Genomic DNA, 14,643 nt, shown 5'->3' on the forward strand with positions numbered 1-14,643 from the left:
CAGGAATAGCAGGAAGCGTCAGCCGCAAAAGTCCACTGCACGACCCGTCACACCGACATCAGCCACGCTCATATCGCCCACTGCGTCTCGATCAGCCGCAGCGCGGCCGCGATCGCCGGTTCGTCGCGCCGCTCGACGAGCGCCACAAAGGTCAGCTCGGTCGGCACCGTCACGCGTTCGACGATCGTCAGCGCGTGCGCGTGCGCTTCGGCCAGCGCGGTCGAGTCACGCGCGAGCGTCAACCCGATCCCCGATTTCACGAGATCGAGCATCGACTGCTCCTGGTCGACCTCGGCGACCTTCACCGGCTGCGCGCCGGCCGCCGCGAACAGCCGCGACAGCAGCCGGTGATGGGCGGACGCCGGTGGCGTCCAGATCCACGGCAGCGCGGCGAGCGCGCGCCAGTCGTGCGCGCGCTGCACGCGCTCCTTCCAGCCGGCCGGCGCGAGCACGCGGTACTGGAAACGCGTGAGCGTGACCGTGTGGAACAGCGTGTCGTCGCGCGGCTCGTCCTCGCCGGGCCGGCCGATGTAGTAGCCGACGTCGAGCGCCCGCGCGCGCACCTGCTCGAGCACCCAGCCGGACATCCCGTGCCGCAGCGCGGTTTCTATCTGCGGATGGGTTTCGACCAGCGCGCGCAGGAAGCCGCCGAGCCGCAGGAAACCGGGGTCGAGAATCGTGCCGATCCGCAACCGGCCGCGCACCTCGTGCCGCAGCGCGGCAGCGGCGCGCTGCACGTCGGCGGCTGCGGCCAGCGCGCGCTCCGCGTGCGGCAGCAGCGTCTGGCCGTCGCGTGTGAGCGCGAGCCCGCGCGACGTGCGCGTGAACAGCGTGACGCCGAGCGTTTCCTGCAGATGCTTGATCTGCAGGCTGACGGCCGGCTGCGTCAGGTGCAACTGCACGGCGGCGCGCGTCAGGTTGCCTTCGCGGGCGACCGTCGCGAACGCACGGAGCAGGGTGAGATCCATCGTCGTGATATGAGCGCAGCTTATAACGCAGTTCAGCATAACTCATTGGATCGGTGGACGGCAGGCGGAGTACGCTTCATCGATCGCGTCGCCCGCGACGCACTATGCTGAAAACGACGCGCGGGATTGCGCCGCGCGGGACACAACAATGCGCTTTGCATGGGGCACGAGTAAGCGATGAAGTGCTAACTCGGGTCGACCGCAAAGCACGGGGCACGAGTAAGCGCTAAAGCGCCAACTCGGGTCGACCGCAAAGCATGGGACCCGAGTAACCGCTGAAGCGCTAACTCGGGTCGACCGCCGTGGGGATGGAGTAAGCGCTGAAGCGCCAACTCCATCCAACCACGCCATGGGACCCGAGTAAGCGCTAAAGCGCTAACTCGGGTCGACAGGAGACACGTCGTGACGACTCAACGCACGCTCGAGGGCGAATTCGATTACGTGATCGTCGGCGCGGGCACCGCAGGCTGCGTGCTCGCGAACCGCCTGACCGAGGATCCCGAGATCCGCGTGCTGCTGCTCGAAGCGGGCGGCAAGGACGACTATCACTGGATCCACATCCCGGTCGGCTATCTGTACTGCATCGGCAATCCACGCACGGACTGGCTGTACAAGACACAGCCGGAGGCGGCGCTCAACGGCCGCGCACTGTCGTATCCGCGCGGTCGCGTGCTCGGCGGCTGCTCGTCGATCAACGGGATGATCTACATGCGCGGCCAGCGCGAGGATTACGACAGCTGGGCGCAGGAAACCGGCGACGCGGGCTGGTCGTGGGACAGCGTGCTGCCGATCTTCAAGCGCAGCGAGGACCACCACGCGGGTGCGAGCGACGCACACGGCGCAGGTGGCTACTGGCGCGTCGAGAAGCAGCGGCTGCGCTGGGAGATCCTCGAATCGTTCGCGCAGGCCGCGCAGCAGACGGGCATCCCGGCGACCGACGATTTCAACCGCGGCGACAACAGCGGGGTCGGCTATTTCGAGGTGAACCAGAAGCGCGGCGTGCGCTGGAATACGTCGAAGGCGTTCCTGCGCCCCGCGATGACGCGCCCGAACCTGACCGTGATAACCGGCGCGCATGCGCAGCGCGTGATCTTCGACGGGCGGCGCGCGGTCGGCGTCGAGTATCGCGGCGGCGGCACCGACTACGTCGCGCACGCACGCGCCGAAGTGCTGCTGACCGCCGGCGCGGTGAATTCGCCGCAGCTGCTCGAACTGTCGGGCATCGGTGCGGGCGCACGGCTGCAGGCGCTCGGCATCGACGTCGTGCAGGATCTGCCGGGCGTCGGCGAGAACCTGCAGGATCACCTGCAACTGCGGATGGCGTTTCGCGTCGAAGGCGTGCGCACGTTGAACACGCTGTCCGCGCACTGGTGGGGCAAGTTGATGATCGGCGCGGAATACGCGCTGCTGCAGCGCGGGCCGATGTCGATGGCGCCGTCGCAGCTCGGCGCGTTCGCAAAATCCGATCCCGACGATCCCGCGCTCACGCGTCCCGATCTCGAATATCACGTGCAGCCGCTGTCGCTCGAGCGCTTCGGCGAGCCGCTGCACAGCTTCAACGCCTTTACGGCGTCCGTCTGCCATCTGCGGCCGAGTTCGCGCGGCAGCGTGCATATCGCGAGCCCCGATGCCGGCGTGGCGCCGTCGATCGCACCGAACTATCTGTCGACCGACCACGATCGTCAGGTCGCCGCGAATGCGCTGCGCCTCACACGCCGGATCGCATCCGCGCCGGCGCTCGCGCGCTACCGTCCGGAGGAGATCCTGCCGGGCGAGCGATACCGGACCGAAGCCGAACTGATCGAAGCGGCGGGCGCGGTCGGCACGACGATCTTCCATCCGGTCGGTACGTGCCGGATGGGGCGCGCGGACGACGCGCGTGCCGTCGTCGACAGCCGGCTGCGCGTGCGCGGCATCGCCGGGCTGCGGATCGTCGACGCATCGGTGATGCCGTTCATCACGTCGGGCAACACGAATTCGCCGACGCTGATGATCGCCGAGCGCGCAAGCGACATGATTCGCGCCGATCGACGCGCGGCGCACGACGCGACGCAGGTGCGAACGGACGCGGCGATGACGGCTGCGTGACGCCACGCTGACACGCGCGACAGCGGGCTGTCATCCGAGCGCCCGCTGTTTCGCTATGCGAAGCAAAGGTGACGCGCGAGCATCACAATGACACGGGCCGGCGATGCGCACGGCAATTGCTTCGCGCACCCGCTTATCGCTTATGTCACGCGGCTTTTTTTGCGCGACGACATGACGCGCAGCGTCACATGCATGCGTTCAATCAGGCACGTCCGATGCGAGCATGCGCACCTCGATGATGCGCGCGTCAAAAAAGCGCGTCGAAAATTTGCGCTCAGCCGCGCCCGATATGGCCGCCAGCCCTATAAGTGCAAATCCCGATGATTGCACTGCACCAACGGCGCGACAATGTTGCGCAGTGTGCATACGCGTCGGCGCGGGAGACCACCCTCGAGGCGTAATACGGCGCCCCGGGGGCAGCCCGCTGATCCGCGGACTTGTTCGCGGTCGCTTGCGCGAATCTTCCCGGTGCTTCGCCTGACTTCGTACGGAAGGGAACATGATTCTCGGCGACACGATTCTCGAAACACGCGGACTGACGAAGGAATTCAGGGGCTTCACCGCCGTGAACGGTGTCAACCTGCGTGTGCGGCGCGGCGCGATCCATGCGTTGATCGGACCGAACGGCGCGGGCAAGACCACCTGCTTCAACCTGCTGACCAAGTTCCTGACACCGACGGCCGGCCAGATCGTCTTCAACGGCATCGACATCACCGACGAGCGGCCCGCGCAGGTCGCGCGGCGCGGCATCATCCGTTCCTTCCAGATCTCGGCGGTATTCCCGCACCTGACCGCATTGCAGAACGTGCGCATCGGCCTGCAGCGCGCGCTCGGGACCGAATTCCATTTCTGGCGCAGCGAGCGCACGTTGCGGCGCCTCGACGATCGCGCGATGGATCTCCTCACGCAGGTCGGCCTCACCGATTTCGCGCACGTGCCGACGGTCGAACTCGCATACGGCCGCAAGCGCGCGCTCGAGATCGCGACGACGCTCGCGATGGAACCCGAACTGATGCTGCTCGACGAGCCCACGCAAGGGATGGGCCACGAGGACGTCGATCGCGTGACCGCGCTGATCAAGAAGGTGGCGAGCGGCCGCACGATCCTGATGGTCGAGCACAACATGAACGTGATCGCGGGCATCTCCGACACGATCACTGTCCTGCAACGCGGCGAAGTGCTGGCCGAGGGCTCGTATGCGGAAGTGTCGAAGAATCCGCTGGTGATCGAGGCCTACATGGGCAGCGCCGATGCGGCGCTTGCGGGGGCGCACGCATGAAGCACAGCGAACGGGAGGAACGCGAATTGAGCGGCGTCGAGAGCGGCACGCCCGCGCTGGAGATCACGGGCCTCGAGGCCTGGTACGGGGAATCCCACATATTGCACGGTGTCGACCTGAGCGTTCATCGCGGCGAGGTCGTCACGCTGCTCGGCCGCAACGGCGCGGGCCGCACCACGACGCTGCGCGCGATCATGGGCCTCACCGGCCGGCGCAGCGGGTCGATCAAAGTTTCGGGCAACGAGACGATCGGCCTCGCGACGCACCGCATCGCGCATTTCGGCGTCGGCTATTGCCCGGAGGAGCGCGGAATCTTCTCGAGCCTGTCGTGCGAGGAGAACCTGATGCTGCCGCCGCCGATCGGCCCGCGCGAGCACGCGATGTCGCTCGACGAGATCTACGCGATGTTCCCGAACCTCGCGTCGCGCCGGCAGAGCCAGGGCACGCGGCTGTCCGGCGGCGAGCAGCAGATGCTCGCGGTGGCGCGGATCCTGCGCACCGGCGCGAACCTGCTGCTGCTCGATGAAATTTCCGAAGGCCTCGCGCCGGTGATCGTGCAGGCGCTCGCGCGCATGATCGTCGCGCTGAAGGCGCGCGGCTACACGGTCGTGATGGTCGAACAGAATTTCCGCTTCGCCGCGCCGCTCGCCGACCGCTTCTACGTGATGGAACATGGCCGCATCGTCGAGCATTTCCGCTCATCCGAACTGGAAGGCAAGATGCCGATCCTTCACGACCTGCTCGGGGTGTGACGCCGCCCCGTTTCCCTTGCCGCTAGCCGTGGCGGCCTACGAACAACCACAACGCATCAGAACAACAGGAGACGTCAATGAAAATGAAGACCCTCGCACACGCGTGTCTGGCGGTCGCGACCGCAGCGTTCACCGCCGGCGCCGCACACGCCGCGGATAGCGTGAAGATCGGCTTCATCACCGACATGTCGGGGCTGTACGCGGACATCGACGGGCAGGGCGGCCTCGAGGCGATCCGGATGGCGGTCGCCGACTTCGGCGGCAAGGTGCTCGGCAAGCCGATCGAGGTCGTCTATGCCGATCACCAGAACAAGGCGGACATCGCCGCGTCGAAGGCGCGCGAATGGATGGACCGCGGCGGGCTCGACCTGCTGGTCGGCGGCACGAACTCCGCGACCGCGCTGTCGATGAACCAGGTCGCGGCCGAGAAGAAGAAGGTCTACATCAACATCGGCGCGGGCGCCGACACGCTGACCAACGAGCAGTGCACGCCGTACACGGTCCACTACGCATACGACACGATGGCGCTCGCGAAGGGCACCGGCTCGGCGGTGGTGAAGCAGGGCGGCAAGAGCTGGTTCTTCCTGACCGCCGACTACGCATTCGGCAAGGCGCTAGAGAAGAACACGTCGGACGTCGTGAAGGCGAGCGGCGGCCAGGTGCTCGGCACGGTGCGGCACCCGCTGTCAGCGTCGGACTTCTCGTCGTTCCTGCTGCAGGCGCAGTCGTCCAAGGCACAGATCCTCGGCCTCGCGAACGCGGGCGGCGACACGATCAACTCGATCAAGGCCGCGAAGGAGTTCGGCATCACGAAGACGATGAAGATCGCCGCGCTGCTGATGTTCATCAACGACGTGCACAGCCTCGGCCTCGAGACGACGCAGGGCCTCGTGCTGACCGACAGCTGGTACTGGAACCGCGACGCGACGGCGCGCCAGTGGGCGCAGCGCTACTTCGGCAAGATGAAGAAGATGCCGTCGAGCCTGCAGGCGGCCGACTACTCGTCGGTGACGACCTACCTGAAGGCGGTCCAGGCGGCCGGCACGACCGACTCCGACAAGGTGATGGCCGAGCTGAAGAAGGCGAAGATCAACGACTTCTACGCGAAGGGCTACATCCGCCAGGACGGCAGCATGATTCACGACATGTACCTGATGGAAGTGAAGAAGCCGTCGGAATCGAAGGAGCCGTGGGACTACTACAAGGTGCTCGCGACGATTCCGGGCGAGCAGGCGTTCACGACCAAGCAGGAGACGCGTTGCGCGGCATGGAAGTAAGCGCGGGCGCGGCCGCAGCGATGTGGCCGCTGCACCGCCCGCGTGCGCGACGGCAAGACGGTTGCGCACGCAACGAAACTCATTCGGACGGCTAAGTCGATGGAAATCTTTGGCATTCCGTTGCCGGCGATGCTGAGCCAGTTGCTGCTCGGGCTCGTCAACGGCTCGTTCTACGCGATCCTGAGCCTCGGGCTGGCGGTGATCTTCGGGCTGCTCAACGTGATCAACTTCGCGCACGGCGCGCTGTTCATGCTGGGCGCGATGCTCGCGTGGATGGGGCTGTCGTATTTCGGGTTGCCGTACTGGGCGATGCTCGCGCTCGCGCCGCTGATCGTCGGCGCGTTCGGGATCCTGGTCGAGCGCTCGATGCTGCGCTGGCTGTACAAGCTCGATCACCTGTACGGGCTGCTGCTCACGTTCGGCCTCACGCTCGTCGTCGAAGGCGTGTTCCGCTCGGTCTACGGGTCGTCCGGCCAGCCGTACGACGTGCCTTCGCAGCTGTCCGGCGCGACCAATCTCGGCTTCATGTTCCTGCCGAACTACCGCGCGTGGGTGGTCGTCGCGTCGCTCGCGGTGTGTCTCGCGACCTGGTTCGTGATCGAGAAGACGCGCCTGGGCGCCTATCTGCGCGCGGGCACCGAGAACCCGAAGCTCGTCGAGGCGTTCGGCGTGAACGTGCCGATGATGATCACGCTCACCTACGGCTTCGGCGTCGCGCTCGCGGCATTCGCGGGCGTGCTCGCGGCGCCGGTGATCCAGGTGTCGCCGCTGATGGGCCAGCCGATGATCATCACCGTGTTCGCGGTGGTCGTGATCGGCGGGATGGGCTCGATTCTCGGCTCGATCATCACCGGGCTGATGCTCGGCGTGATCGAGGGCTTCACGCGCGTGTTCTATCCGGAAGCGTCGGCCACGGTGGTGTTCGTGATCATGGCGATCGTGCTGCTGATCCGCCCGGCTGGCCTGTTCGGCAAGGAAAAATGATGCAGAGAAAAGTGCTCTACGGCGCGCTGCTCGCCGCACTGCTCGCCGCCCCCTTCATCGGCGCGTATCCGGTGTTCGTGATGAAGGTGCTCACGTTCGCGCTGTTCGCGGCCGCGTTCAACCTGCTGATCGGCTATACGGGGCTGCTGTCGTTCGGCCATGCGATGTTCCTCGCGACCGCCGGCTACGCGACCGGCTATACGATCCAGACGCTCGGCTTCACGCCGGAGCTCGGCGTGCTCGTCGGCACCTCCGCCGCGACGTTGCTCGGGCTCGTCGTCGGCCTGTTCGCGATCCGCCGGCAGGGCATCTACTTCGCGATGATCACGCTCGCGTTCGCGCAGATGGTCTACTTCATCTACCTGCAGGCGCCGTTCACGCACGGAGAGGACGGCCTGCAGGGCGTGCCGCGCGGGCATCTGTTCGGGGTCGTCGACCTGTCGAACGACGTCGCGCTGTACTACGTCGTGCTCGCGGTGATCGTCGCGGCGTGCGCGTTCATCGTGCGCATCGTGCACTCGCCGTTCGGCCAGGTGCTCGTCGCGATCAAGGAGAACGAGGCGCGCGCGATCTCGCTCGGCTACGACACCGACCGCTTCAAGCTGCTCGCGTTCATCCTGTCGGCCGGGCTCGCGGGGCTGGCCGGTTCGCTGAAGGTGCTGGTGCTCGGCTTCGAGACGCTGTCCGACGCGTACTGGACGATGTCGGGCCTCGTCGTGCTGATGACGCTCGTCGGCGGGATGGGCACGCTGTTCGGGCCGCTGCTCGGCGCGGCGCTGATCGTCGCGCTGGAGGACCGGCTCGGCGACATCGGCGAATGGCTCGCGTCGATGACGGGCATCGGCTGGTTCCACTCGCTCGGCGAATCGGCGACGATCGTCACCGGGCTGATCTTCATCGCATGCGTGCTTGCGTTCCGGCGCGGGATCGTCGGCGAGATGGTCGCACGGGTCAAGACGCTCAGGCCGTCCTGATTGCAGCGCGCCGCGGCGTGGCGACGCGTTGATGCGAAGCACCATCCGGCGCGGCCGGGAAGGGCGTCGCGGCGGCCTCGGGACGGTGCCGCGCGGCAAGGCTGGTGCCCCATTTTCGTGCGGCGATGCACCATAGGGGTAAATGCTAAGTTGTCGCAGGGTGAAAGGTCCTTTAATCTTCGTTTCAGTTCTGATGCACCGCGAAACGAATTTGCAGGTGGAGAACGAGGAGACAATCGAGGCACAAAGTGCCCGGACCCCAAAGCGCTGTTGGACGGAATCCAACAGCGCTTTTTCATTTGTGTGCGCGAATTTCCATTGATGGTGCAGGCGAGTGGCGCCGCGTTTCCCGCGCCCGTTTCCGCCTCACCTCATCTCGCATCGCTCGCGTTTCATCCCGTCCCCCCGTTTTCGTCGAATCCTGCCGGTCGATCGCCGCTGGCGCGCAGCCACGCGCATGCCGTCCGGGCTTACCCGGTTGGCGTGCGCAAAAAGCGTCCGTTACACTCAGCTTTCGCCGACCGTGCGGTCGGGAAAATAGTCGGCAGTTCTCCTACAAGCAAAATGCAGAAGAGGGAGTGCGGTTGGATGAGAAGCGCGGGACGATGGATCGGGGTGCGAGGGGCGGCTGGCGCCGCTCGTTCGGGGGCGGCGGTGCATCGGTATGCCCGGGCCTTCACGAGCCGTCCTGCGGCCGGTATGCACGTTCTGGCGCGACTGCCCGGCACGGCGGCTTCTCCGGTCGTTGCGTTCGCATCCGACGCGTCGTTCGGATGCGCATGAACCGCCGGTTTTCCGATCGTGTGCCGCGCGCTTGCCGAGCCGAACCAGGCTCGGCCGGCCGACCTTCCCGCGATCGTTGCATTCGCATCGATCGCGTCTCGCGCAACGCTGCGTTTCTCCGTTCCCTTCATCCTGGCGACATTGCTGCCGCGCATCGTGGCGGTCGAACGACCGTTTCGGAACGCGCCGCGGCGCGGGCGTGCGTGCGATCGCCGGGGCTCGATTGCGACGCCGGCGTTTCACGGGAAAACGAGCGTAGACGCGGTACGGCGAAATAGTTAATTTATTAACTTGTTTGAGGACCGGGAGCCGCCCGAGCGACCCACGGATTTTTCGAGCAGCGTTTGGAGACAACGTAAATGAAGATGAATCGATGGATGGAGGTTCTGCTTGCCGCGGGCCTCGTGGGTGCGGCGGCCACGGCGTCGGCGCAGGTGAAGATCGGCGTGACGCTGTCGGCCACCGGGCCGGCCGCCTCGCTCGGGATTCCGGAAAAGAACACGATCGCGCTGCTGCCGAAGGAAATCGCGGGCAAGAGCGTCCAGTACATCGTGCTCGACGATGCGTCCGACACGAGCCGCGCGGTGCAGAACGTGCGCAAGCTGATCGACGAGGATCACGTCGACGCGATCATCGGCTCGTCCGTCACGCCGAACTCGCTCGCGATGCTCGATCCGGTGTCGCAGGGCAAGACGCCGACGATCTCGCTCGCGGCGAGCGCGCAGATCATCTCGCCGATGGACGCGAAGCGCGCATGGATGTTCAAGGTGCCGCAGAACGACCAGCTGATGGCCGACGCGATCGCCGGCTACATGGCGAAGCATGGCGTGAAGACGGTCGGCTTCATCGGCTTCGCCGATGCGTACGGCGACAGCTGGTACAAGACGTTCAGCGCGGCGGCCGAGAAGAACGGCCTGAAGCTCGTGTCGAACGAGCGCTTCAACCGCACCGACGCGTCGGTGATGGGGCAGGTGCTGAAGCTGTTGGGCTCGAATCCCGACGCGGTGCTGATCGCCGGATCGGGCACGCCGGCCGCGCTGCCGGCCAAGACGCTGAAGGAGCGCGGCTACAAGGGCAAGGTGTACCAGACGCACGGCGTCGCGAACAACGACTTCCTGCGCGTGTGCGGCAAGGATTGCGAAGGCGAGATCCTGCCGGCCGGCCCGGTGCTCGTGACCGACCAGCTGCCCGATTCGAATCCGGTGAAGAAGCCGGCGCTCGGCTACAAGGCCGCGTACGAAAAGGCGTACGGGGCCGGTTCGCTGGCGACCTTCGGCGGCCATGCGTGGGACGCGGGCCTGCTGCTGCAGCGTGCGATTCCCGATGCGTTGAAGAAGGGCCAGCCGGGCACCGAGGCGTTCCGCGAGGCGCTGCGCGCATCGCTCGAGAGCGTGAAGGACCTGCCCGTGTCGCACGGCGTGATCAACACGACGGCGACCGATCACAACGGCTTCGACACGCGGGCGCGCGTGATGGTGCAGATCGTCGACGGCAAGTGGAAGCTGCAGGCCGAGTAAGCATCACGTGAAACCGGCGGGCGCGGCGCGAACGGCGCCGGGCGCGCCGTCGGCGGCGCGGCGGTCCGTGCTCGTGCCGCATGGAATGCCGGGAAGCCCGCAACGCGACGCCTGACCCCCGGTCTTGCCGTCCGCGCGCGGGCCGTTCCCGTCGCCGTTTCTCCGCAGCATTCTCGATACACGAAACGTATGGATCTCTCGATTGCGGCGATCCTCGCGCAAGACGGCATCACGACCGGCGCCATTTATGCATTGCTGTCGCTGGCGCTCGTGCTGGTGTTTTCCGTCACGCGGGTGATCTTCATTCCCCAGGGCGAATTCGTCGCCTACGGTGCGCTCACGCTTGCGGCGTTGCAGGCGCAGAAATTTCCCGCCACCTGCTGGCTGCTGTTCGTGATGGGCATCGCGTGCTTCCTGCTGGAAGTCGGCGGCCTGGTCCGCCATCGCGAACGCCGCCATCAGCTCGGCCGCACGCTCGCGACGCTCGGCAGCCGTTACGTGCTGCTGCCGCTCGCGGTGTTCGCGATCACGCGCAGCTTTGCCGCGCAGCCGCTGCCGATGCTTGCGCAGATCGCGTTGACGCTCGCGATCGTCGTGCCGATGGGGCCGTTCGTCTACCGGCTCGTCTACCAGCCGATCGCCGAAGGCACGACGCTGCTGTTGCTGATCGTGTCGGTCGCCGTCCATTTCGCGATGGTCGGCCTCGGGCTCGTGATGTTCGGCGCTGAAGGCTCGCGCACCAGCGGCTTCGCGGATGCGTCGCTGTCGGTCGGCAGCATGACGGTGTCGGTGCAGAGCATCCTCGTGGTCGTGACCGCGCTGGTGCTGATCGGCGCGCTCTACGTGTACTTCGGCCGCACGATCGCCGGCAAGGCGCTGCGCGCGACGTCGGTGAACCGGCTCGGCGCGCGGCTGGTCGGCATCGGCACGACCGAAGCAGGGCGGCTCGCATTCACGCTGGCGGCCGGGCTCGGTGTGCTGTCCGGCATCCTCGTCGGTCCGTTGACGACGATCTATTACGACTCCGGCTTCCTGATCGGCCTGAAGGGTTTCGTCGGCGCGATCATCGGCGGGCTGGTCAGTTATCCGCTCGCGGCCGCCGGCTCGCTGCTGGTCGGCGTGCTCGAATCGTATTCGTCGTTCTGGGCGAGTGCGTACAAGGAAGTGATCGTGTTCACGCTGATCATCCCGGTGCTGCTGTGGCGCAGTTTCGCGGCGCCGCATGCGGAAGAGGAAGAGGAGTGACGCGATGAAGACGATGGTACGCAACAAGACCTTCTGGGTGTTTCTCGTGGTGCTGTTCGCGCTGCCGGTGCTGCCCGGCGCGCTGCAGGTGCCCGAATACTGGATCACGCTGCTGAACTACATCGGCCTGTACGCGATCGTCGCGATCGGGCTCGTGCTGCTGACGGGCGTCGGCGGGATGACGAGCTTCGGGCAGGCCGCGTTCGTCGGCATCGGCGCGTATGCGACCGCATTCCTGACCACGCGATACGGCGTGTCGCCGTGGCTCGCGCTGATCGTAGGCGTCGTGCTGACGGCGCTCGTCGCGCTGGTACTGGGCGCGGTCACGATGCGCCTGTCCGGGCATTTCCTGCCGCTCGGCACGATCGCGTGGGGGCTCGCGCTGTTCTATCTGTTCGGCAACCTCGAGCTGCTCGGCAAGTACGACGGGATCAACGGGATTCCGGCACTGAACCTGTTCGGCATCGAGCTCGGCAGCGGCCGCAGCCTGTACTTCCTGATCTGGGCCGTCGTGCTGGCCGCGATCGTGTCGGTGCAGAACCTGCTCAACAGCCGGCCCGGCCGCGCGATCCGCGCGCTGCGCGGCGGCGGCGTGATGGCCGAAGCGATGGGCGTGAACACCGCGTGGATGCGCGTCGTGATCTTCACCTACGCGGCCGTGCTCGCCGCGGTATCGGGCTTCCTGTACGCGCACCTGCAGCGCGCGGTGAACCCGACCCCGTTCGGCCTGAACCACGGGATCGAATTCCTGTTCATGGCCGTGGTCGGGGGCGTGTCGCACGTATGGGGCGCGGTGCTCGGTGCGGCGATCCTCACCGTGCTGCAGGACTACCTGCAGACGCTGTTGCCGAAGCTGCTCGGCTCGGAAGGCAACTTCGAGATCATCGTGTTCGGCGTGCTGATGGTGCTGTTGCTGCAGTACGCGCGCCAGGGCGTATGGCCGTTCGTCGCGAAGCTGTTTCCACGCGGGCCGCGCGCACATGTGCCCGACCATGCCGACCCGCTGCCGCAGCGCGCGAAGCCGGTGGCGGGCGAGCCGCTGCTCGTGGTCGACAACGCGCGCAAGCAGTTCGGCGGGCTGGTGGCCGTCAACGACGTCAGTTTCGACGTGAAAGCGGGGCAGATCGTCGGCCTGATCGGCCCGAACGGCGCGGGCAAGTCGACCACGTTCAACCTCGTGACCGGCGTGCTGCAGCCGACCGGCGGCACGATCACGTTCCGCGGCGAGCGGATCGATGGGCTCACGTCGCGCCAGATCGTCCGCCGCGGGATTGGCCGGACGTTCCAGCACGTGAAGCTGCTGCCGACGATGACGGTGCTCGAGAACGTCGCGATCGGCGCGCATTTGCGCGGCCATACGGGCGTCTGGCGCAGCATCGCGCGGCTCAATGCACGTGAGGAAGCGCAGCTGCTGGCTGAAGCGGCACGACAGATCCGCCGCGTCGGACTGGAGAAGCACATGTACGACGAAGCGGGCAGCCTCGCGCTTGGCCAGCAGCGGATTCTCGAAATCGCGCGCGCGCTGTGCTGCGATCCGACGCTGCTGCTGCTCGACGAGCCGGCGGCCGGGCTGCGCTACCGGGAGAAGCAGCAGCTCGCGGACCTGCTGCGGCGCCTGAAGGCCGAAGGGATGAGCGTGTTGCTCGTGGAACATGACATGGATTTCGTGATGAACCTCACCGACCGGCTGGTGGTGATGGAATTCGGCACGCGGATCGCGGAAGGGCTGCCGCAGGACGTGCAGCAGGATCCGGCGGTGCTCGAAGCGTATCTGGGCGGGGTGGAGTGATGACGGACACGACGATGCCGATTCTCGAGGTACGCGGGCTGGCGGTGCGGTACGGAAAGGTCGAGGCGCTGCACGGTGCGGCGATCAAGGTCGGCGCAGGGCAGATCGTCAGCGTGATCGGCCCGAACGGAGCCGGCAAGTCGACGCTGCTGAACGCGATCATGGGCGCGTTGCCGGTGACCGGGCACGCGTCGGGCGCGATCGTTTACCGCGGTAACGACGTAGGCGCATTGCCCGTCGAGCAGCGCGTCGCGCGCGGGATGTGCCTTGTGCCGGAAAAGCGCGAGCTGTTCAGCACGATGACCGTCGAGGACAACCTCGTGCTGGGCGCGTATCGCCGCAAGGTTGCGGGTGAGTCGAACTTCCTCGACCAGCTCGATCATGTGTTCGCGCTGTTTCCGCGGCTCAAGGAGCGGCGCAAGCAGGCGGCCGGCACGCTGTCGGGCGGCGAACGGCAGATGCTTGCGGTGGGCCGCGCGCTGATGGGTAAGCCCGACCTGCTGATGCTGGACGAGCCGAGCCTCGGGCTGGCGCCGCTGATCGTGAAAGAGATTTTTCATATCATCAGCGCGTTGCGTGGCACGGGCGTCGCGACGCTGCTGATCGAGCAGAACGCGCGGGCCGCGCTACAGATCTCGGACTACGGCTATGTGCTGGAGACCGGCGAGTTTGCGCTGGAAGGGCCGGCCGCCGAGCTGGCACAGAATCCGCAGGTAATCGAAACGTACCTGGGGCTGGCGAAGAAAACGGCTTGATGGGTGAGGCGGTTGGCGGGAAACGGGCGGCGTGTTTCACGTGAAACACGCCGTTTTTGTTTTCGGAGGAGGGCGACTGACGGTGAATCGAGTATGGGGATAAGTGCCGGAGCAACCAGCGGAAGCACTGTGACGAGAGTCCGGGCTCATCGCGTTAGGTGCACAGGGGAATGAGCGTTGCATGCGCGACAGTGGTCGGCCGCCAGAGGGGCGGGCGGCACAGGGGACAAGT

The 14,643-nt window shown here is 66.4% G+C and carries 11 protein-coding genes; 10 read left to right on the plus strand and 1 reads right to left on the minus strand.

All coding sequences use genetic code 11. The features are described from left to right. Positions 1-68: 68 nt before the first annotated feature. Complete coding sequence (locus U4012_RS24525; RefSeq protein WP_044845224.1) at positions 69-968, minus strand: LysR family transcriptional regulator; 900 nt, start codon at positions 966-968, stop codon at positions 69-71. 402 nt (positions 969-1,370) lie between these two features. Between U4012_RS24525 and U4012_RS24530 the strand changes: the two genes are divergently transcribed. The 10 genes from U4012_RS24530 (at position 1,371) to U4012_RS24575 (ending at position 14,411) form a co-directional block, all read left to right on the plus strand. Continuing rightward, positions 1,371-3,056, plus strand: coding sequence for a GMC family oxidoreductase (locus tag U4012_RS24530; RefSeq protein ID WP_321802031.1), 1,686 nt, complete (start codon positions 1,371-1,373; stop codon positions 3,054-3,056). Between the two features lie 499 nt (positions 3,057-3,555). After that, complete coding sequence (locus U4012_RS24535) at positions 3,556-4,335, plus strand: ABC transporter ATP-binding protein (RefSeq protein WP_040142748.1); 780 nt, start codon at positions 3,556-3,558, stop codon at positions 4,333-4,335. After that, positions 4,332-5,087 carry an ABC transporter ATP-binding protein gene (locus U4012_RS24540; protein WP_044845226.1) on the plus strand — a complete coding sequence of 252 codons (756 nt, stop codon included), beginning with the start codon at positions 4,332-4,334 and terminating at the stop codon, positions 5,085-5,087. The genes U4012_RS24535 and U4012_RS24540 overlap by 4 nt, the downstream gene beginning before the upstream one ends. A 77-nt stretch (positions 5,088-5,164) precedes the next feature. Further along, positions 5,165-6,364: an ABC transporter substrate-binding protein gene (locus U4012_RS24545; RefSeq protein ID WP_044845227.1), complete on the plus strand. Its 1,200-nt coding sequence runs from the start codon at positions 5,165-5,167 to the stop codon at positions 6,362-6,364. Positions 6,365-6,463: 99 nt separating this feature from the next. Next, positions 6,464-7,348: a branched-chain amino acid ABC transporter permease gene (locus U4012_RS24550; protein WP_044845228.1), complete on the plus strand. Its 885-nt coding sequence runs from the start codon at positions 6,464-6,466 to the stop codon at positions 7,346-7,348. Further along, positions 7,348-8,322, plus strand: coding sequence for a branched-chain amino acid ABC transporter permease (locus U4012_RS24555; protein WP_321802032.1), 975 nt, complete (start codon positions 7,348-7,350; stop codon positions 8,320-8,322). The genes U4012_RS24550 and U4012_RS24555 overlap by 1 nt, the downstream gene beginning before the upstream one ends. Positions 8,323-9,464: 1,142 nt before the next feature. Then, positions 9,465-10,622 (plus strand): ABC transporter substrate-binding protein, encoded by a 1,158-nt coding sequence (locus tag U4012_RS24560; RefSeq protein ID WP_044845229.1) that lies wholly within the window; start codon positions 9,465-9,467, stop codon positions 10,620-10,622. 189 nt (positions 10,623-10,811) lie between these two features. After that, positions 10,812-11,867, plus strand: a complete 1,056-nt coding sequence (locus U4012_RS24565; RefSeq protein WP_321802033.1) for a branched-chain amino acid ABC transporter permease — start codon at positions 10,812-10,814, stop codon at positions 11,865-11,867. Between the two features lie 4 nt (positions 11,868-11,871). After that, complete coding sequence (locus U4012_RS24570) at positions 11,872-13,656, plus strand: branched-chain amino acid ABC transporter ATP-binding protein/permease (RefSeq protein ID WP_321802034.1); 1,785 nt, start codon at positions 11,872-11,874, stop codon at positions 13,654-13,656. Then, on the plus strand, positions 13,656-14,411 hold the full coding sequence (locus tag U4012_RS24575; protein WP_044845231.1) for an ABC transporter ATP-binding protein: 756 nt from the start codon (positions 13,656-13,658) through the stop codon (positions 14,409-14,411). The genes U4012_RS24570 and U4012_RS24575 overlap by 1 nt, the downstream gene beginning before the upstream one ends. Positions 14,412-14,643 lie beyond the last annotated feature (232 nt).

Origin of the sequence: Burkholderia sp. BCC1988 (genome assembly GCF_905339895.1) — a bacterium.
Classification (GTDB): Bacteria; Pseudomonadota; Gammaproteobacteria; order Burkholderiales; family Burkholderiaceae; genus Burkholderia.

Bases quoted from the DNA above. Each gene is read 5' to 3' on its own strand.
- U4012_RS24525 (WP_044845224.1), bottom strand. From the start codon at position 968: ATGGATCTCACCCTGCTCCGTGCGTTCGCGACGGTCGCCCGCGAAGGC.
- U4012_RS24535 (WP_040142748.1), top strand. From the start codon at position 3,556: ATGATTCTCGGCGACACGATTCTCGAAACACGCGGACTGACGAAGGAA.
- U4012_RS24540 (WP_044845226.1), top strand. From the start codon at position 4,332: ATGAAGCACAGCGAACGGGAGGAACGCGAATTGAGCGGCGTCGAGAGC.
- U4012_RS24545 (WP_044845227.1), top strand. From the start codon at position 5,165: ATGAAAATGAAGACCCTCGCACACGCGTGTCTGGCGGTCGCGACCGCA.
- U4012_RS24550 (WP_044845228.1), top strand. From the start codon at position 6,464: ATGGAAATCTTTGGCATTCCGTTGCCGGCGATGCTGAGCCAGTTGCTG.
- U4012_RS24555 (WP_321802032.1), top strand. From the start codon at position 7,348: ATGCAGAGAAAAGTGCTCTACGGCGCGCTGCTCGCCGCACTGCTCGCC.
- U4012_RS24560 (WP_044845229.1), top strand. From the start codon at position 9,465: ATGAAGATGAATCGATGGATGGAGGTTCTGCTTGCCGCGGGCCTCGTG.
- U4012_RS24565 (WP_321802033.1), top strand. From the start codon at position 10,812: ATGGATCTCTCGATTGCGGCGATCCTCGCGCAAGACGGCATCACGACC.
- U4012_RS24570 (WP_321802034.1), top strand. From the start codon at position 11,872: ATGAAGACGATGGTACGCAACAAGACCTTCTGGGTGTTTCTCGTGGTG.
- U4012_RS24575 (WP_044845231.1), top strand. From the start codon at position 13,656: ATGACGGACACGACGATGCCGATTCTCGAGGTACGCGGGCTGGCGGTG.